Origin of the sequence: Rhodococcus sp. NPDC057529 (assembly GCF_042802055.1) — a bacterium.
GTDB lineage: Bacteria > Actinomycetota > Actinomycetes > Mycobacteriales > Mycobacteriaceae > Rhodococcus_F.
Genome location: NZ_JBHVEY010000037.1, coordinates 19,321 through 38,475, shown reverse-complemented (window position 1 = coordinate 38,475; position 19,155 = coordinate 19,321). Strand labels below are relative to the sequence as shown.

Below are 19,155 nucleotides of genomic sequence, written 5' to 3'. Positions count from 1 at the left end.
ACCGGCGCTGGAACAGTTCTGTCCGGAGACATGACCGAGCCCATCCTCCGCGGTGTCGACACAGTTGTCAGTGTCGACGGCGTCATTACCGCTACGGGCAGGGCGGAAGCACTGAAAGATGAGATCGCGTCGGCGGACGTAGTGCTTGACGCAAAAGGCACTACCGTTGGCCCGGGACTCATCGACTCCCATTGCCACGTGGTACTTGGTGACTACACACCGCGCCAGAAGACAGTCGACTTCCTCGCCAGCTACGTACACGGAGGCATCACGAGCGTCGTCTCGCCCGGAGAAATCCATGCGCCCGGTCGCCCCCACAGTGCTATCGGTGTCAAAGCTCTAGCGATTGCAGCCAAGACCTGCTTCGACGAGTTCAGACCTGGCGGGATGCGAGTGCACGCCGGCGCGGTGGTTCTCGAACCCACTCTCGAGCGTGAAGACTTCGCCGAACTGCAGCGCGCAGGTGTCCACCTGGCGAAGTTCGGATTCGGACTTTACCAAGATCCGGGCGACGGGGTGAATCAGGTCCGCTGGGCGCAGGAGCACGGCATCACGGTGATGTGCCACTCGGGGGGTGCGAGCATTCCGGGGAGCCAGCCGATTACCCCCGAGCACCTTCTGAAGCTCGCCCCGGACGTATGCGGGCACGTCAATGGTGGACCGACCGCGCTGACAGCGAGCGGTGTCGACCGGATCATGGACGAGACGAGCATGGCGCTCCAGCTCGTCCAGGCCGGCAACCTGAAGTCGGCGGTCCGAATTTTGAAGCGCGCTATCCAGACTGAACAGTTCCACCGAATCGTTCTGGGCTCGGACACCCCGACAGGTACCGGCGTTATGCCCCTCGGTGTTTTGAAGACGGTCGCCGAACTGTCGTCCCTCGCCGACATCGATCCCGCCCTGATGTGGGCGGCCGCGACTGGAAACAACGCGCGAACCTGGGAACTACCATCAGGGTTCATCCGCCAGGGCGCGGCCGCAGATCTCGTCATCATGGACGCTCCCTGGGGCTCCACCGCGGACACCGCGCTCGGTGCGCTCGCCGTCGGTGATATCCCCGGAATCAGCGCCATCGTGACCGACGGAACACTGCGTGCACTACTGAGTCGCAACACCCCGAGGGCAGCTCGACTTGCATCATCGACCCCCTCGTTGACACATTTCGAGGATGCACACGCAGCCGACTCCGGGCCAGGGTGTTGCTGAGTTCAGGTGCATGTGCTTCCGGTGGTGGTGCCGCGGGCGCGTTGGGGCGAGGCGGTCCCCAGCAGCGTCCGGCCTTCGCGAGTTCGGCAACCTGACACCGGTGCGGGCGTTGCGGCGATCCCGCTCGTGGTTCTGCGCTGCACAGGGATGAAACGTGACCTGACCGTTGCGGGCGCCGTGAAAAGGCGCGCCGACGGTTCTGGGTCGGTGCCTATGCGGCCTGAGCGCGACGGGGTTGCAGACCGCGATCCTGCCGAACGATTTTCTCGTTCGGCAGGTTTCGCGTATATCCGCTGTGATTCTCTCTGGCGGTGACCGGTTCGACGCTCAGGTCCCGGCTTCGAGTGTCCCGCTTCATACGCCTCGTCGGTCGAGGGCATTGGCGAGTTCCTCTTCGTGCCAGAGCGCGGCGTCGACTGCTACGGCGGGTGTGCAGATCTACGCGCTGCGCCAGCCTTCTCGTGCGACGACTGGTGCTAGTTCAAAATTCCTGTTCAGGGGTCTTGTGTGAGCAATATCTACGTAATATATTGCTTGAACGGCCGTCCTGAGTACTCCTCCAAGTAAGGACCCTTGCGTGACGAACAAAACCTTCGAGACCTCGGTCGTCCATCAGGACGACCGGGCCAGCAGCGCGGTACGAGGTGCGGCTATAGGCTTTTACGTGGACATGTTCGATGTCTACCTTCCGGTCATTGCCCTGGCGCCTGCGATGATCTATTTCGTGTCACCCGAGCTCAGCATCGGTGCGAAGTCGTTGATCGCGGGAATGATTTTCGCCGCCACGCTCGTCGCCAGACCTCTCGGTTCGACCATCTTCGGCGTGCTCGCCGACAAGATCGGTCGTCGCCTCGCCACGATCTATGCTGTTATCGGGTGTGGTGTCACAACATTGGCAACCGCCTTTCTTCCCGGATTTCAGCACATCGGAGTCGCCGCGGTCGGGATTCTGATCGCACTCCGATTCGTCGGCGGAATCTTCATGGGCGGTGAGTACACCGGAGCAGTACCACTGGCCATGGAGAGCAGCCCGATCTCCAAGCGGGGAAAGTACGGTGGTGCAATCGCAGCGACCTTCCCGTTGGCCTACTGCACCATCTCTGGCATCTCGTTCCTTCTTCTCCAGACGATGCCATCCGACGGTTTGATGTCTACCTATATTCAGTGGGGTTGGCGGATTCCATTCGTGGTCGGTGCGTTGGCGACCTTCTGGTTCGCCTACTACTATGCCCGTTCGGTGCACGAATCCGAGTCATGGATCGAGTCGAAAGCGGAGGCCGCCTCGAAGGGCGCCACAAAGGCAACCAGTTTCCGGCTCCTGATGATGCCGCAGAACAAGCGTTCCCTCATCCGCATTTTCATCCTGATGACGGGGGTGTGGTTCGGCAGCAACGTCGTCTCGGTCATTCTTCCCCAAATCCTTCGCGAAGACGTCGGTATCAGTGTGTCCGGCGCGACAGGCGTCTGGATCATCTGCCAGGTTGTTCTGATCGGTGGGTATTTGGCATCCGGCCTGATCAGTCAGAAGATCGGTCGCCGGGCATTCTTTCTCGGCTGCGGGATCACCATGGCAGTTATCTCCGGAACAGCCGTCACCCTCCTGGCTACTGGCACTGTCGGCGGGTACTTGGCCATCACCATCGTCGCGACGCTCGCCCTCCTCGCGGGCACCACAACCTTCGGTTCCGTTCCAACGCTGGTGTGTGAGAGCTTCCCGGTCGATGTGCGAGGAACTGGCTACGGACTGGGCTACAGTCTCGCGATCATTATCCCGTCGTTCTATGCCTTCTACCAAGAACTGCTTACGGCCGTCATCCCCCGTGCCTACACCCCGATGGTGCTGCTGGTCCTCGGTGGAGTTCTCGTGGCGGCCGGGGCACTGATGGGGCCCGACACGCGGGACCGCGATCTGAGCATGACCACCGAGCAATTGTATGGGCCGAATCGCTGAGGCGACGACCCCGGCGTGGTGTCGCACGATGAGAGGAAATTGATCGTTATGTACAAGAAGAGATTCCGGACCGACGACATCGAGATCAGCTACCTCGAAGCCGGCGACGGTGAGCGGTCCGTGGTATTCGTCCATGGCATGGCGGAAACCGCCGATAGTTGTTGGTCTGAGCAAATTGCTACGTTGTCTGATTCTTACCACTGCTACGCGGTAGATCTGCGTGGGCACGGCGAATCCACCGTCGGCGCTGCTGACGCTACCCTCGAACAGCTCGGATCCGATCTACTGAAGTTCCTCGACGGTGTTGCGGGGCCGTCGGTGGTCATCGGATTCTCACTGGGCGCCACGATCGCGCTCTGGGCTGCATCGCAGCAATCACCTCTCGTCCGGCACGTGATCGCCATGGGGGGCTCGTCGGTCATCAGCCGTACCACCGCGGGGTTCTTCAGGGACAAGGCCGCCGCGATCGATCGCCACGAACTGCGGGCGGTCCACGACGAGATGCGCAAGGAAGTTGGCGCCATGTTCCAAGCCAACCCACACAAGGCCGAGGAATACGGCGCCCGCCGTGTCGCATCGATCGGCGAAGGCCGCGGGTATGCCAACGCAGCTCTGGCAATGGCTCGCATGCGAGAACACCCGCTGCAGCCCCAGCTGCAAAACGTTACGTGCGCAGTGGATGTCGTCGGTGGAGAGAACGATCTGTGGTGCCCGCAAAAGGCCAGCGACATCATTCTCGACGGCCTGTCGACTGACAGCGCAGGGTTCACGCAGATCCCCGAAGTCGGGCACCTGATGTCCGTCGACGACCCAGACACCGTGACCGACACCCTGACGACCCTTCTCGTGAAGGCGAGCGAATCCAAATGACCGAACCGAAGGTTGCAGTAGTTACCGCCGCGGCCGGCGCAGGTATCGGCGGAGCTGTGGCCCGGCGACTCGCCGACGACGGGTATCAGGTGGTCGTCACCGACAAACACGCGCAGCGCAGCGAAGAGTTCGCCATTGCTCTCAGCGAGACCTATGGTCGGGAATTCACATCCTGGGAGCTGGATGTGGCTGATCCCGATTCGGTCGACACCGTGTTCACCGCGATCATAGACCGCCACAGCAAGATCGACTTGCTGGTGAACAACGCGGGATTCAGTGTCAGTAAGCCCATCGTCGAGCTTTCTGTCGACGATTGGAGGAGGTGCGTCGATATCGACCTCAACGGGACCTTTTACTGTATGCGGGCAGTGCTACCCCACATGATTGGGCGGGAAACCGGAAACATCGTCAATCTGAGCTCGACGGCCGCCTGGGAATCGATTCCTGATCACGGCGCACCCTACTCGGCGGCCAAGTCCGGAGTTCTCGCCTTGACCCGGGTCGCCGCCTCCGAAGTGGGTCAGCACAACATTAGAGTCAACGCCGTCGCTCCCGGCTTGATCTACAACGATTTTCTAAAGAAGATCTATCCGGACGAGTTCTTCGAAGGTTTCGCGAACCGTCGCACGTTCCTTGGCCGGCTCGGGCAGCCTGACGATGTTGCGAATGTCATCGCATTCCTGGCGAGCGATCAAGCCTCCTATGTCACGGGTGAGGTGTACGGGGTCAGTGGAGGTACGGCGCCGCATGCCTGACCCGGAAGCACCTTCTCGATCCGCTGTAGCCACTAGATCCGGCATCACGCTCGACCACTTCGATCACGGTGTATCGGAGTTGGTGATCGACCGATTTGCCCAGCGCAACGCGCTGTCGTCAGCGGTGCTCGACGAGATTGTCGTGGGGCTCGAAAAGACTGTTGCAGTGGGAAATCGGATCATCATCCTGCGTGGGTCCAACGGGTTCTTCTCGGCCGGCGCCGATGTAACGGAGCTGACCGGGATGATCGCAGATCAAGAACACGATGCAAAGGTCGCAGCGGTCGTTGACGCTCTCACGAACGGTCCGGTGGTCTCGATCGCAGCGGTCGAACGCGGCTGTATTGGGGCAGGGTTGGAGCTTGCGGCGGCCTGCGACGTCAGAATCGCGGACTCGACGACATTCTTCGCCTTCCCGGCCCTCGAGATGGGGTTGGTGTATCGACCGGCGGCGCTCTCGCGGACCGTGCGGTTGGTCGGCCCCGCGGCCGCAACGCGAATGTTGATCTTGGGGGAGCGGTTAATGCTCGACGAGGCCTACCAATGCGGGCTCGTGACGACGACAGCGTTTACAGGCGACGTCTACGCGACGGCTCGAACCCTGGCGGACCGGTTGAGTGGAGTTCCCAGTGACGTGCTGCGCGACACCGCACGGATTTTGTCATCGGTTCTGGCCGGTTCCGATGAGCCGGATAGGTGGATGAACGAGCACCTCGAGTCGTTCGCGTCGCTATCGCGATACGAGTCCGTCACCGCCAAGAAGAACGCCATGAAGAAGTGAGGACACAATGACCATCGCCGATTTGCAGGGTCGACTCCTCGGCGCCCGCGCGCTCCGGTACGACGCGGCAGACGCGGCACTCTACGCCCTCGCGGTGGGCGCCGGCGCCGAGGACCTCGACCTCGTCTACGAGCGTGACCTCAGAGTGCTTCCCACGTACGCGGCGGCGCTGGGGATCTGGGCAACCGGCGAAGCGGCCCGAGTCGGCGGATACGACGAATCAAAAGTGCTGCACCTGAGTCAGGTGGTGCGGTTGCACACCGCATTGCCCGCCGCCGCGGCTTTCGATTCTCGGGCAAGGGTCGTCGAGGTATTCGACAAAGGTTCGGCTGCCATTGTGCACGTTCTCGTCGAAACCGAGTTCTTCGACGCCAGATACGTGATGTTCGTTCCCGGGGAAGGAGGATGGGGTGGAGATCGCGGACCTGCGGCCCGACGTATCGCAGTCACCGACCCGGCGTCGGCGGTGGAAGTGAAGACCGCAGCGAACGCGGCCGCACTCTATCGACTCACCGGTGATCCACACCCGGTTCACATCGACCCCGTCGTCGCGCGTGAGAACGGATACCATGAACCTATCCTGCACGGGCTCTGCACTTTCGGCACAGTCATCCGCGTGGTGATGCGGGCGCTCCAGATCCCCCCAGTGAGTGTCTGCGATATTGAGGCGAGCTTCCTCGCCCCGGTGTTTCCAGGCGATGTTCTCGAGGTGCGCGCACAGCCGGGGGAGGACGGATCGACCCTCTTCGAGAGCAGAGTCGGCGGCACCCCGGTGCTCAGCGGCGCCTTCACCACCCGGCCGCACAATGGACCCCCGGCTGCTCCGCTCCGAGTGTCGACTGCAGGGGTGCGCTGATGCGGATCCTGTGGTCAGTCGGTCAAGGTTGCAACGGCGATCCGACGCAGCGTCCCGATGTGTGCCTCCATCTGCTCGCGCGCCGCGGTGGCATCACGTGCCGCAAGCGCCTTGTAGATCGCTTCATGCTCAGCCATCACGATCTGGGGATCCGGCGGATTCACGCCGATGCTCTGCAGCCGCATGTGGTCGCCGAAAATGGATTCCACAGCGCCCAGCAAGCGCGGACTGTCAGCGCCCTGGGCGATCCTGCGGTGGAAGTCGTGGCAGAGACGATCGAACTCGATGTCGTACCGAGATGCTGCCACCTCATGGGAGAGTTGGTTGATCTCGGCGAGAAGTTTCATCGCGGCATCATCGAGACGGGTCGCCGCGCGTTCGGTCGTGGCCCCTTCGAGTACGGCTCGCATCGTATAGATGTCGCGGACATCGGCAAGAGACATCGTGCACACGAGGAACCCCTGGTTCGGCACCACCGACACCAAGTTCGACTGTTGCAAGGACAACAGCGCTTCGCGTACGGGCGTCCGCGACACACCCAACTCCTCAGCGACCGCGGCAATCTGGATTATCGAACCCGGCTTGATCGCACCGGAAACGATCTGCTCGTACACGTGCCCGCGGACCCGTTCGGCCAGTCCACCGGATTTTCGACCCGACAGTCGCCGACCGTCGAGCATCTCGGCCGGAGCCGATGCGTCCGCGGAACCGGACTTCGACCTGCTTTGAGACATATTGCAAGAATATCTCAGGGGCATGTGTCCTCCGTGCAGGGAGGCACCCATGACAGTCACTGAGCTGGATTGGCTGGACGCAACCGCACAAGCCGGGCTCATCCGCCAGACAAAAATCACTTCGCACGAACTTGTTCAGGCATCGATCACCCAGATATCGCGTTCGAACGACCGAATTAACGCCGTGGTCAGCACCCGGTTCGAGAAGGCGATCCGAGAGGCCCAGCAGGCGCCTCACCAGGGCCCGTTCGGGGGTGTACCCGTCCTCGTCAAAGACTTGGGCTGCGGGATCGCCGGCGAACCGATGTGGTGCGGAAACAGGGTCCTCAAACGGCGAAACCACCGGGCCGACAGGGACGGCGTAATCACCGAGGCACTCCGCTCTGCAGGCTTCATCATCCTCGGCCGAACCAACACCGCCGAGTTCGGAGCGACGATCGCCACCGAGCCCTATGCCACAGGTGTGTGCACCAATCCTTGGAGATCCGGCCTGGCGGCCGGTGGATCGTCCGGGGGATCCGCCGCTGCCGTGGCAGCGGGCTACGTCCCGCTCGCCCACGGCACGGATGCCTCCGGGTCCATCCGTATTCCGGCAGCAATGTGTGGTGTCATCGGGCTCAAACCCACCAACGGCACTCTCCCGCTCGACGACACAGATGGCGGAGGCTGGTTCGGGCTGTCGACTCCCGGACTGTTCGGTCGGACCGTCCGCGACGTTCGCGACAGCTTCAGCGCTCTGCGGAGCCTCGTGACCAGCGGTCGGTCAGAGGTCGCGCTCGATAATTCGCTCACCGTACGACCGACCGCTCCGCTGTCCATTGCAGTGGTCCGACCCGACTCCGCTGACTCGGACACAGCGGCAGTCATGGACCAAGTGGTAACGGTGTTGAGGACACTCGGCCATTCCGCCAGCGACACGACACCGGCCTTTCTGAAGGAAAGGTATTGGCGTCGCACATTTCTCACTCTCGCAGGTGCGGGCGTCCTCGCCGACATCCGGCAGTGGGAACGCACCATCGGCGCCCCGATCTACCCCGATCAATTGGACCTCTCCACTGCACAACTAGCGGGTATCGGAACACAAGCCTCTACCAGCGCTGTCGCGCGCGCCTACGACGACATGCACGAATACCGCAGGACTGTCGCACGGTGGTGGGACGGCCCCGGTAGGGACGGCATCATTCTCACTCCGGTACTCGCGGACCCGCAGGCTCCCCTCGGTTGGCTCACCGATCCATCCGAAGGATCCAGGCGAGTTCGACAAACCATGCTCTACACGGCCCAGTTCAACCTGAGCGGCAACCCGGCCCTCGTGCTTCCCCTTGGAGCCACCGCCGCGGGGCTACCCATCGGCCTACAGTTCGCCGCTCCCCGTGGCCGAGAGGACCTTCTGTTTCACCTCGCCACAGAGCTCGAGCGTGAAATGCCCTGGTCCCATCGCACACCTGGTTCCCACTGAGGCGACACCGAAACCCGGTAAAGGAAGAACACTTATGCATATCTCCTCCCAACGTGTCACCGAGCTGTTGGACGAACGCCGAGCGACCCCCCAACAGGTCTGGGAAGCAGCCGAAGACCGACTCGCCAAACACCCCGCCCTCGGGTTGAACACTGCATTCGAAGCATGCGACAGGTGGGCCGACGACCCCCGCCGCCTCGCCATCGTCGTGCGGCATTCCCCGGACACTCCCGCGCAGCGCTGGACCTACGCAGACCTGGCCCGCGCTTCGAGTCGGTTCGCCACCGCTCTCGCGGCGAAGGGGGTCCGCCGCGGCCACCGTGTCGCCACTCTCCTGCCACAGGGAATCGAGGCCTACATCGCTGCCCTCGCGATCTGGCGGATCGGAGCGATTGTCGTCCCCCTTTATCCCGGCTTCGGAGTCGACGGCATTGCCCAGCGGCTCGGCGCAGCCGAACCCACCGCCGTCATCGTCGATCAGTCATCGGCGGCAACACTCGGCAGCGCACTGTCGTCGTCTTCCCGGTTCGACCCGGTAGTAATCGAAGTCGCCGACCCGGATCCGAACGTCGGTCCGCTCGGAAGAAGCTCTGACTTGTCGTTTTGGGACCTCATCGACAGAAATGCAGCCGACGCGGCCGTCGTGAATACGGCCGCGCACGACACCGCCACCCTGCTCTACACCAGCGGGACGACTGGTGTCCCCAAAGGCTGCCTCCTACCGCACTCGTATCTGCTGACGATGCAACCCTTCGTCCGCCATGCGTTCGCACTCGGCGACGGTGATCTGTTCGCATCGACATCCAGTCCCGGATGGGTGAACGGGCTTTACTCCGCGGGCATGTGTGTGACAGCGGCAGGCCGTCCCAGGCTGATCTACACCGGCCGCTTCGACCCCCAGGCCTGGCTCGACATCCTGAGGCAAGAAGGCGTCACCTACCTGTCTTCTGCCCCGAGTGCAATGCGGCAACTCATCCCCTTGAGCAAGCAGCAGGGAATGCCACCGAGCCTGCGTGCGGCTGCCTCCGCCGGAGAGCATCTCGGCGCCACGCTGGCAGGCGCCTGGGCGAAGCTGTGCCCAGAACCGATCCAGGAAACGTACGGGACCACCGAAGTGGGTCTCGTCCTGGCCACCCCGGCGTTCGACCAGTCCCCAAGTGATCTGGGTGCCCTTCCTGCACCGGTCCCAGGATTCGAGGTCGCGTTGATGGACGACCGCGGAGACCTTCAGGAACACGAGGGCATCATCGCCGTCCGCAATATCGGTTACGTCGGGTGCACCGGCTACTCCAATGCACCCGATAAGTGGGCGCAGCGCTGGCGCGGCGACTGGTACCTTACCGGTGATCTTGCAACCCGAGACGACCGAGGACAGTTGTGGTTCAAAGGTCGTGACGACGATCTGATCGTCACGTCCGGCTATAATGTCGGTCCCGCGGAGGTCGAGGCAGCCATCACTCTGCACCCACAGGTCAAGGACGTCGCGGTAGTTGCCGCTCCGGATCGGGCGCGTGGCTCTGTCGTCCGGGCTGTCATTGTGGCGCAACATGATGCGGACGAATCACAGCTGGCCTCCGAGGTGAAGAACCTGGTACGCACCCGCCTCGGTCGACATGTGTACCCCCGAATCATCGACTTCGTCGATGATCTCCCTCGAAATCAGGCGGGGAAGGTGCAACGCAACGTCCTGCGCGACACCTTTCGCTCCGAGGCGGAACCCGAACCCGCCGTGTGAGCCAGCATCAGCCGACCGTTCAAACGAACAGCTAGGAAGCACAGTGTATTTTGACACCGACCAGCTCGACCTTGCCGCCTCCGTTAGCGCGTTCTGTGCCCGCGAATGCGGCACCCGGGAACAGCGCGCTCACTGGACCAACAATGGGACGCTTATCCACAGCCGCGAGCTGTTCAAGAAGATGGCGCAGCTGGGGTGGGCCGGCATTGCCATCCCCGAGGAGTACGGTGGCTCGGGAGGCGGCCTGGTCGAGCAGTGCATCTTCTTCGAAGAGACCTCTCGCGCGATGGCACCCGTCGCGGCGGCCGCGAGTAGTCAGCTCGTGGCGCAAACGCTGATCAAGTTCGGTAGCGAACAGCAGAAGAAGGAGCGCCTCTCCGCTCTCGCTGAGGGCGACAGTATGTCTATCAGCGTGTCCGAGCCCGACGCCGGTTCCGACGTGAGCAATGTGTCGTGTAAGGCCGAGATCTTCGACTCGACAATTGTGGTCAACGGTCAGAAGACTTGGGCGTCGTACGCTCACCTCGTCGACAGGATCCTGCTCGTCGTGCGCACCTCGCGTGACAAGGACAAGCGCCATTTCGGTCTGACTATGATCGATATTGATCCAGACACCACCGGCGTCGACATCAAGCAGATCCAGACAATGGGAGAGCACGAAGTCAACGATATCTTTCTCACCGACGCCCAATTCGCGCGCGAGAACGTGGTCGGGCAGATCGACCAGGCCTGGAAGCAGGTCATGGCCAGCCTCAACGGTGACCGCCTCATCATCGCCGCACAGGGGGTCGGAAACGCCCGCCGCGCAATTGCGGACATCATCAAGTTCATGAATGAGCGCCGGCAATTCGGCACCACCATCGCGAGCTTCCAAGCGATGCGACATCGGCTCGCGGACCTCGCCGCCGACGTCGAAGCCGCGAAGGCGCTCACCTACACCGCCGCCTACCGACTCCAGAATGGCCTGGGCACCGCCGCCGAGCTGAATCGGCTCACCTCGATCGCTAAACTCAAGGCAACCGAGACCGCACGAGACGTCGCGCTCAACGGAATTCAGATGCTCGGAGGCTACGGGTACACCACCGAGTTTGACATGGAACACCTTGCGCGCAAGGCGATTGCCGCGACAATCTACGGCGGAACCAGCGAAATTCAACGCGACATCATCGCGAAGACCCTACTTCCCTGACCGAAAATGTCCGCTCCCGATATGAACAAAGGAATGAACAATGATCGTTGTTGACGGAACAGTCGATCGCAAGCGACTCGGCCTGCTTGTCCCCTCATCGAACACCATCATGGAACAAGACCTCCAGCGCGGCCTGAAGGACATCGCCAGCGTGCATTCCGCCCGTATGTACCTCGTCGAGACCACCGACGGCGGCGAAAGCGCGATGCTGGACGAATACCTCGATCGAGCTGTAGAGGACCTCGCCACCCTCAAACCTGACGTGATGGTCTTCGGCTGCACGAGCGCAGGTGCACTGCGCGGTCCAGACTACGACCGCCAACTCTGCGCCCGCATCCAAGCACAGACCGGTGCGACCACCATCAGCACCATCGACGCGGCCGCCAGCGCCCTCGCCGAATCTGGCCATCAGAAGGTAGCCGTCCTCACCCCTTACGTCGACGAACTCAATGTCAAAATCAAGTCGAGCGTCGAGGCTGCAGGTGTCGACGTCGTCGAGATCGAAGGACTGGGAATCACCGACAACCACGGCCTCGCCGAGCCCACTCCTTCGGAGATCGCCAATCGTGCGATCGCCCTGATCCGGCGGACCAACCCCGCAATGCTATTCATCTCGTGCACCAACGTTCGCGCAATCGAAGCTGCTCAGCGAATTGAAACGGTAACCGGCGTAGAGGTATTGACCAGCAACCTCGCGGTGATCCGTGCAGTAGAGAAAGCAGTAACCGAAAGGGTGTAATCGTCGCCGACCGGGGGCGTGCACGGCAGTCGTCACCGCCGGCGCGCCCCGATTGGGGAGTTCCTCACCATCAGCAGCCGACCGTCTGTGTGATACACCCTGACGCGGAGGACGGATCCACCGCGCCCCTCACGCATCGTCGCTGCCGCCGCACCTGCAACCCAGGACGGCCCGATGACACCCTCCCTCGTGACTTCCGGATTAGGCGCTTCCGCCTATCCTGTCAACACCGCAATCCGATCGGTTGACGCCGTGTCCGACTCGCCGTGCTGCCACACGCCGGGAACTGGTAAACGCGTGGTGCCAAATAGGCCGCCCTATTCTCGCGATGCGCGACCTTCGCCACCGTCGGCATCGAGTACACCCGCTAGGCGGGCTGTCGGTAGCGTGGGGCAAAAAGTTTGACGGTCGAGGTTGTCACCGACGAGCTATGGCGAGATCAGGTCACGCTCCCGGAGGAGTTGCGTGCGCGAGCACTGCAATTACCGACCGCTTATAGACATGCTCCGGCGAGGCCGTCCCATGCCGAAGTCGGGCCAATTGGGACCTCGCAGCATCGCGGAGCCTGTGGTTGTACTCGATCATCCCGATGGAGAAGGCGGATTCAACGTTTTCCGGGGCGTGCCCTCCGAGCGGATCCCAGAGGAGCGCAAAGTCGAGTACATCATTGTCGTCGAGGCTATTCCACATCTCTTCCCACCTGGGTGTGCATGCCCGATGTCACTCGGAAGTCTTTGAGACCTGTCGGATCGTCAACTATGTCGATAGCGCCCCGTATCGGATCGGTTGGGCCCAGGGAGTGGGGGGAGGGTTTCGCCGGCGCAAAGGGTACACGCTCGCCAGCTGGCCTTCTTCGTTTTCGGTACAGTTCGACTCGGCTATGACTTGCCACAATCGCTCGGTGAACCGCCGCCTTGTCATTCCGAAGTGCACGAGTATTTCCCCGTCGGGGGCGCCCCCGTACGGTGTCCACGTCCTGGCGAACTCGATGAGGCGCTGCGCCTCGATGTCAGGATGAGTGCGTGTGCGGTTGGCTCCAAGCCAAGCGACATGACGGCGCTGGCGCATATGACGATACTCACGAGAGTTCATTGGACTTCACACCTCTAAGCGGGACTGTGGAAGCCCCTCGAAAGTTCTGGACGCCGAAGCCGCAGTGTGGGCTTCGTGGAGGACGCCTGTGGTGCCCATCCCGGCTCAATTTACGTAGCTCGCGCCGCACTAGAGCCGAACCGTGGAACCCCCGGTGGATGTGCCCTCTCTCGACAAGCACCTCCACCGGAGGTTCGCCGCTCTGCGCCACGCCGACACGCCGCACCGCCACACGGATGCCTGTACCGAAAGTGCGGAGAATCATCTAAGTCGATTGCCTTTGGCGAGCGTTGCCGAAAAGGATTCTTGTACATTTGAATTCCCTGCACAAGATCATCCTTCTTCCGCGCCAGTACTACTATTGCGCGCTGCTCCGCCGGGACGGTGTCGTGGGCTGCCGAACGCCCGCCGCCTCGGCACGAGCCGCTCTGAGGAAGCTTTGGCCGGCTGCGCATTCTGCGCAGATCGCGCGGTGTCCATGTTCGGGATCCCGGTCCATCTCGACTGCCACGTAGTACTTGTCGCAGACGTGGCACTGAACGCGTGTATCCCAAGGAGAGGAGACCTCGTCGAGCGGGTCATGCGGTCTTGCGAGTCGGAACCAATTGTCGCGAGCGAAGAACAACGCGCCCGCGTAGGCAACCGTGGACACAACGTACGTCACGATCAATGCGAATGTGAGTGAGAACGCGGAATCGGTCGCGAGAAGACCAATACCCACAATCGATCCGGCCGCCCACGCACCGAGTCCGCCAGGATTGACCGAGGGGATCCGCCCCGGCCTAAACTCGAATCGCTTGCCATCGCCGCGCGAATTGTGCGCAATCTGAACGATCGCCACCGCGGTCCATGCAACGAGGAGCGCACCTTGGTAGGCGAGCCACTCGGTCAGGAAGCTGAAAACGTCGGCGTACATGACTGCCACCATGATCACACCGACGACGAGCAGCCAGAAGGTGCGCGGAAGGTGCAGCCGGAAGATGCGTGAGAAGAAGCTCTGGAAGTTACTCGACCCGAGGTAGAGGTTCGCTGTCTGAATCTTGGTTTGGGTCGCAAAGATGTAGATCAGTCCCCAAAAACCCATCATCTTCACGATGCCCGAGACGACTCCGACTTCGCTCACACCATCGACTGGAATCGTCTGCGAGAGGTAGATGCCGATCCCGCCGACGCCCAGAAAAGCCAGGATGTAAAAGACCCACCCGAAGGTGACATGACCGTTGTAGCGCACATCCTTCTTCTTGCCCATTCTGGCGAAGTCGAATGTGAAGAACATATTCGAGAAAGCGCCCATGTAGAGCACGAACACGTAGAGCCAACCCGGTCCGACGATGTCGACCGGTGCCGAAGCCTCGCTGTGAATCCACTCGGAGTGGTAGCCGTATTCGACGATGGACCAGACCAGCGCTCCAATCAGCCCCAAGAGAAACACCGGAAGCAGCCAAGCGTTCAACTTCTCCAGCCACACTCGAACACCACCGAGACAGATCGCCACACAGAAGACCGCAACGACGGCATACCACAGATAGAGGCTGCCGCCGATGTAGGTGTGGAAGGCGACGGCCAGGACGGATCCCTCGAAGATGGCAAAGAACGTCGCAGTGATCCCGAAGACGAGTGATGCAACTGCCGCCCCGATGTGCCCGAAGAGATTTCGCGAAAAGAGTGCCAGCGTCAGTCCCGTTTCCGCGGCGGCCTTCTGCAGGTAGAAATTGATGACTCCGTGACAAACCACTGCGGCCGCCATGCCGATAAGCGCTTGCTCCGCGCCGACGAGCATCGCACCGGTTGCCGAAAGCACGACCCAGAACAGCGCCGCGAGCAGCGCAGACCAAGCAAAAGCGATCTGCACGCGATTCAGTCGCCACGTATCCGGGACGGCGTGCAGGGAGTAGTCGTCGACGGCGGCATCGGCGACCACCCGCGGATCGTCGTCACCACGTGTTACAAGGGTCGGCAGTCCGCCGGCGGTCGCCGCATGTCCGGCTGATGAGATAGGTGAATCGCACATGACACCTTCTAATAGTTCGGTGCCGCCCATTCGGCAGCGGGAGGAATAGGAACCACAGATTGAGGGCAACCACACTCTGTGCCATTGCCGTTTTCGATCTTCAGAAGGCGGTTATGCAGCGGCTCAGCGGGCCTTGGCGCGGCCAAGATCGAGCGCAGTTGCCTTCACTAGCGGATGGGTAGAGCAGTGCACGGGCTATTGCTGTGCGCCGGTGGGCGTCGGTGCAATCCAGACGGTTTGGAGGTTCGTGAACTCCCGGATTCCAGATCTGCCGAGTTCACGTCCGTAGCCACTGCGTTTGATGCCGCCGAAGGGGATACGCGGGTCCGAATCCACAGACGCGTTCACGAACAGGCATCCGGTAACGATCTTTCTGCCCAGCGCCAAGGCTCGGTCACGGTCCTGGCTCCAGACGCTGGCGGCAAGACCGTACTCGGTGTCGTTCGCAATGGCGATGGCCTCATCGTCGGTTTGGGCGGAGATCAGCACTGCTACCGGCCCGAATGTTTCCTCGGCGAATACCGGCATGGTGCGGTCGATCTCGGTGAGGACGGTGGGTTCATAGAACCATCCCTCGCCCTCGCGGCGGTGGCCGCCGACAAGAACCTTCGCGCCTGAGCGAACCGAGTCGCGGACCTGCCGGTCGATGGCGTCGAGAAGGTCGGGGCGAGCCATCGGGCCGGTCGTCGTACCTTCTGCCAGCGGGTCGCCGACGTTCAGATTCTCCACCGCCTTGACGAAAAGCTCCTGGAAACGGTCCGCCACTTTGGCATGGACGATGATTCGCTTGGCAGCGATGCACACCTGTCCTGTGCACAAAAAACGTGATGCTGCTGCTGCTTTGGCCGCAGATTCGAGATCTGCGTCGGCCAGGACGATGAACGGATCCGAGCCGCCCAACTCGAGGACGCTCTTCTTCAGGGCACGGCCTGCAGCGGCCGCGACCGATCCGCCCGCACGAGTGCTGCCGGTCAGCGTCGCTGCAGCTACGCGTGGGTCGGTCATCACCGTGTCGGTGACTTCAGAGATGTCGGAATCGTCGATGATCAGGGTGCGGAGCAGTCCCGAGGGGAATCCGGCATCCACGATGATCTTCTCGATTGCCACCGCGCATCCGGTTACGTTGGGCGAATGCTTGAGCAACACACCGTTGCCGGCAAGCATGGCAGGGACCGCGAACCGGAAGAGCTGCCAGAACGGGAAGTTCCACGGCATGACCGCGTAGATCACGCCGAGAGGCTCATATGTGACGAAGCTGGATTCGGCAGAGGTCGGGACATGCTCGGGTTCGAGGAAGGCGGGACCGGACTCGATGTAGTAATCACAGTTCAGTGCACATTTGTCCACCTCAGCGAGGGCTTCGGCAAGAGGTTTGCCCATCTCCGAGGTGATCAGTCGGGCAAACTCTTCTCGCCCGCTACGCAGTACCTGAGCCAGCTGCGCCATTGTCGTGCAACGCTCTGCAATTGGACGCGCCGACCAGATCGCTGTGGCGGCGTGAGTGTCAGCGATGGCCCCATCGACCTGGGAAGCAGTGAACGTCTCGTACTGCGCGAGCTCCGCCGCTGTGGCCGGATTGAATGTGCGGATGATCGGGGTCATGGTTTTTCTCCAAGGACTGTTGTCGAACAGCGGTCGACAATGGGTGTCTAACAACGATTACACGTGGCGGAAGCGGCCACCGCGTTCGATGACGCGTTCGAGCAATCCCTCCTCGATGTACTCGGGCAGCTGGTCCACGCGCACCGGCTTCGGCTCCTGCCCGGTGTATCCGAGGAGTGAGCGGACCGTGCTGTGTGTGTAGTAGCCACCCGCGACGACGAGACAGACCGACTGGTAGGCAACGGGATCGCTGGCGTTCAGTTCCTCGAGGGCTGACTCAGGCGACATCCCTTCGGTCAGGGTCGCAGCGCGAACGAGGTGCCGCATCAGATCCGGGCGTGCCCGGGCAACGATATCGAGCTGTCCTTTGGCGACACCCATCGCGCTAGCTGAGGGCATCTCACGACCGCAGGCGCTGCCGGCCGGAATGAGCAGATCACAGATATCGGCCAGCCAACTCCTCGCCAAGTCTTCGACCGGCGGACCCGCCGCGCATGTCGGTGTCAATGCGATGTCCATCTTTCCTCCTTCTCCGTATCGGCGGTCATCAGATCGGTATCTGTTGGTGACGGCGGGTTGCGATCAGATGCTCTACTGACCGCAGGGCGAGGGCCGCAATCGTGCTGGTCGGATTGACTCCACCCGAGGTGACGAAGACACTGCCATCCACGATGTAAAGGTTGGGAATGTCGTGTGAACGTCCGTAACCATCCACCACGGAAGATTGCGCATCCTCGCCCATGCGAGCCGTTCCCAGTAGGTGCCAACCGGAATAGCGCATCAGAGGCTCTGCGACCACTTCATAGGCTCCGGCGGTGCGAAGTGACTCGGTCGCACGGTCGATATTGAAGTCGAGCAGTTGGCGCGAATTGTCGCTGACCGTGTAGTCGATCTTCGGTGCGGGGATCCCGGACGAGTCGGTCAACGCCGAATCGATGGTGACCCGATTGGCTTCGTCCGGCAGATCCTCCCCATAGATGTTCCAGTTGATGGTGCGGCCCAGATGCTTTCGAACTTGCTCGTGATGCTCTGGTCCCCAGACAGCGTGCCCTGCCCGAGTGGGTATCGCAGCTTGTAGAGGGCCTCCGGTTGGCGTTACGCCCCACTTCGCACCTCGCACGAAGCCGCGATCGGTGTCGGTCTCGTAGAACTCGAAACTCGAGATCTTGCCGCCTACATGTCCGTTCCAGCTGTGCATGTCGTCGCTGAAGTAGCCCATAACGTTTGCATATGGGTGCATCATCAACCGCTTGCCCACCAGTCCGCTCGAGTTCGCCAATCCGTCAGGATGGCGAGGACTGGCGGAGTTCAGCAGGATGCGGGATGTGCCGATGGCATTTGCGGCCATGACGACAACCTTCGCCTTGATGGTGTGCCAAGAGCCGTCCGGACGCACGTACTCGGCTCCGGTGGCCAGACCCTTCTTAGAGACGAGAATGCGAGAAACGCGAGCACCGGTGATCAACCGCGCGCCGCGTTCGACCGCGGAGGGCCAGTGAGTGACGTCGGTGGACGCTTTGGCGCCCTCAGGGCACCCGTACATGCACGAACCGTACTGAACACAGGCGCGTCTACCGCCATAGTTGGCAGAAAGCACGGCCTGTGGTGCCGGCCACCAGTGCCACCCCAATTTGTCCTGCGCCCGGGCCATTCTGAGACCGATTTCTCCGATGGGCAGCGGAGGCAGAGGCGGTTCGTCTCCATCGGGGTAGGCGGGGTCCCCACCGACTCCGGAGACTCCGAACGCGCGATCTGTCCTGTCATAGAACGGCTGGAGATCGGCATAACGCAACGGCCAGTCGTCCGCCACGTCGTCAAGTGTGCGGACTCGAAAGTCGGACGGAAGAAGACGGGGCCAGTCTGCGGCGTACAAGACCATGCTTCCACCGACTCCGGAGTACATCAGTGGAGATATGTCGGACGACGATTCGTTGATCGGGTAGTCGGTGGTGGCACCGCGAAGGTTGGGGCTGGCCGACCATTGCTTGCGTGCTTCGAGTTCATAGGTGGACCGATTGGCCGGGTAGTCCGACGGTGTGGGCCATTCCCCCTGCTCGAGGCACACCACATCGAAACCTGCTTCGACGAGCGCGCCTGCAGCGACGCCGCCGGAAGCCCCGGCTCCAATGATCAGTACGTCTGCTTCATCCATGGTCGACTCCTTTCAAGGTCGTT

At 61.9% G+C, this 19,155-nt stretch carries 15 protein-coding genes; 10 read left to right on the top strand and 5 right to left on the bottom strand.

Annotated features, from left to right (window positions below; all coding sequences use genetic code 11):
* Nucleotides 1-30: 30 nt before the first annotated feature.
* The 6 genes from ACFU5V_RS40245 (at nt 31) to ACFU5V_RS40220 (ending at nt 6,419) form a co-directional block, all read left to right on the top strand.
* Entirely contained in the window at nt 31-1,206 is a 1,176-nt protein-coding gene (locus tag ACFU5V_RS40245; RefSeq protein WP_378706647.1) for an amidohydrolase family protein, read from the top strand.
* Between the two features lie 577 nt (nt 1,207-1,783).
* The gene (locus ACFU5V_RS40240) at nt 1,784-3,157 is read left to right on the top strand and encodes an MFS transporter (RefSeq protein WP_378706645.1); all 1,374 of its coding nucleotides are present in this window, start codon (nt 1,784-1,786) and stop codon (nt 3,155-3,157) included.
* A 48-nt stretch (nt 3,158-3,205) separates the two neighbouring features.
* The gene (locus ACFU5V_RS40235) at nt 3,206-4,027 is read left to right on the top strand and encodes an alpha/beta fold hydrolase (RefSeq protein ID WP_378706643.1); all 822 of its coding nucleotides are present in this window, start codon (nt 3,206-3,208) and stop codon (nt 4,025-4,027) included.
* Nucleotides 4,024-4,782 (top strand): SDR family NAD(P)-dependent oxidoreductase, encoded by a 759-nt coding sequence (locus ACFU5V_RS40230; RefSeq protein WP_378706642.1) that lies wholly within the window; start codon nt 4,024-4,026, stop codon nt 4,780-4,782. The genes ACFU5V_RS40235 and ACFU5V_RS40230 overlap by 4 nt, the downstream gene beginning before the upstream one ends.
* Entirely contained in the window at nt 4,775-5,563 is a 789-nt protein-coding gene (locus ACFU5V_RS40225) for an enoyl-CoA hydratase/isomerase family protein (protein WP_378706640.1), read from the top strand. The genes ACFU5V_RS40230 and ACFU5V_RS40225 overlap by 8 nt, the downstream gene beginning before the upstream one ends.
* Before the next feature lie 7 nt (nt 5,564-5,570).
* On the top strand, nt 5,571-6,419 hold the full coding sequence (locus ACFU5V_RS40220; protein ID WP_378706638.1) for a MaoC/PaaZ C-terminal domain-containing protein: 849 nt from the start codon (nt 5,571-5,573) through the stop codon (nt 6,417-6,419).
* Nucleotides 6,420-6,433: 14 nt separating this feature from the next.
* On the opposite strand, the gene ACFU5V_RS40215 is transcribed toward ACFU5V_RS40220, so the two are convergent.
* Nucleotides 6,434-7,099, bottom strand: a complete 666-nt coding sequence (locus tag ACFU5V_RS40215) for a GntR family transcriptional regulator (protein ID WP_378706636.1) — start codon at nt 7,097-7,099, stop codon at nt 6,434-6,436.
* Nucleotides 7,100-7,202: 103 nt separating this feature from the next.
* On the opposite strand from ACFU5V_RS40215, the gene ACFU5V_RS40210 reads away from it, so the two are divergent.
* The 4 genes from ACFU5V_RS40210 to ACFU5V_RS40195 are packed head-to-tail and all read left to right on the top strand — an operon-like array spanning nt 7,203 to nt 12,275.
* Entirely contained in the window at nt 7,203-8,612 is a 1,410-nt protein-coding gene (locus tag ACFU5V_RS40210) for an amidase (RefSeq protein ID WP_378706634.1), read from the top strand.
* A gap of 34 nt (nt 8,613-8,646) precedes the next feature.
* Complete coding sequence (locus ACFU5V_RS40205) at nt 8,647-10,347, top strand: acyl-CoA synthetase (protein ID WP_378706632.1); 1,701 nt, start codon at nt 8,647-8,649, stop codon at nt 10,345-10,347.
* 43 nt (nt 10,348-10,390) lie between these two features.
* On the top strand, nt 10,391-11,536 hold the full coding sequence (locus tag ACFU5V_RS40200; RefSeq protein ID WP_378706630.1) for an acyl-CoA dehydrogenase family protein: 1,146 nt from the start codon (nt 10,391-10,393) through the stop codon (nt 11,534-11,536).
* A 40-nt stretch (nt 11,537-11,576) separates the two neighbouring features.
* On the top strand, nt 11,577-12,275 hold the full coding sequence (locus ACFU5V_RS40195; RefSeq protein WP_378706628.1) for a hypothetical protein: 699 nt from the start codon (nt 11,577-11,579) through the stop codon (nt 12,273-12,275).
* Between the two features lie 1,450 nt (nt 12,276-13,725).
* Here ACFU5V_RS40195 and ACFU5V_RS40190 read toward each other — a convergent pair.
* The 4 genes from ACFU5V_RS40190 to ACFU5V_RS40175 all read right to left on the bottom strand — a co-directional run bounded on the left by ACFU5V_RS40190 (nt 13,726) and on the right by ACFU5V_RS40175 (nt 19,132).
* Nucleotides 13,726-15,408, bottom strand: coding sequence for a purine-cytosine permease family protein (locus ACFU5V_RS40190; RefSeq protein ID WP_378706626.1), 1,683 nt, complete (start codon nt 15,406-15,408; stop codon nt 13,726-13,728).
* A gap of 165 nt (nt 15,409-15,573) precedes the next feature.
* Nucleotides 15,574-16,980, bottom strand: coding sequence for an NAD-dependent succinate-semialdehyde dehydrogenase (locus ACFU5V_RS40185; RefSeq protein ID WP_378706624.1), 1,407 nt, complete (start codon nt 16,978-16,980; stop codon nt 15,574-15,576).
* Nucleotides 16,981-17,037: 57 nt separating this feature from the next.
* Nucleotides 17,038-17,499: a hypothetical protein gene (locus ACFU5V_RS40180; RefSeq protein WP_378706622.1), complete on the bottom strand. Its 462-nt coding sequence runs from the start codon at nt 17,497-17,499 to the stop codon at nt 17,038-17,040.
* A 28-nt stretch (nt 17,500-17,527) separates the two neighbouring features.
* Nucleotides 17,528-19,132 (bottom strand): GMC family oxidoreductase, encoded by a 1,605-nt coding sequence (locus tag ACFU5V_RS40175; protein ID WP_378706620.1) that lies wholly within the window; start codon nt 19,130-19,132, stop codon nt 17,528-17,530.
* Nucleotides 19,133-19,155: the final 23 nt, after the last annotated feature.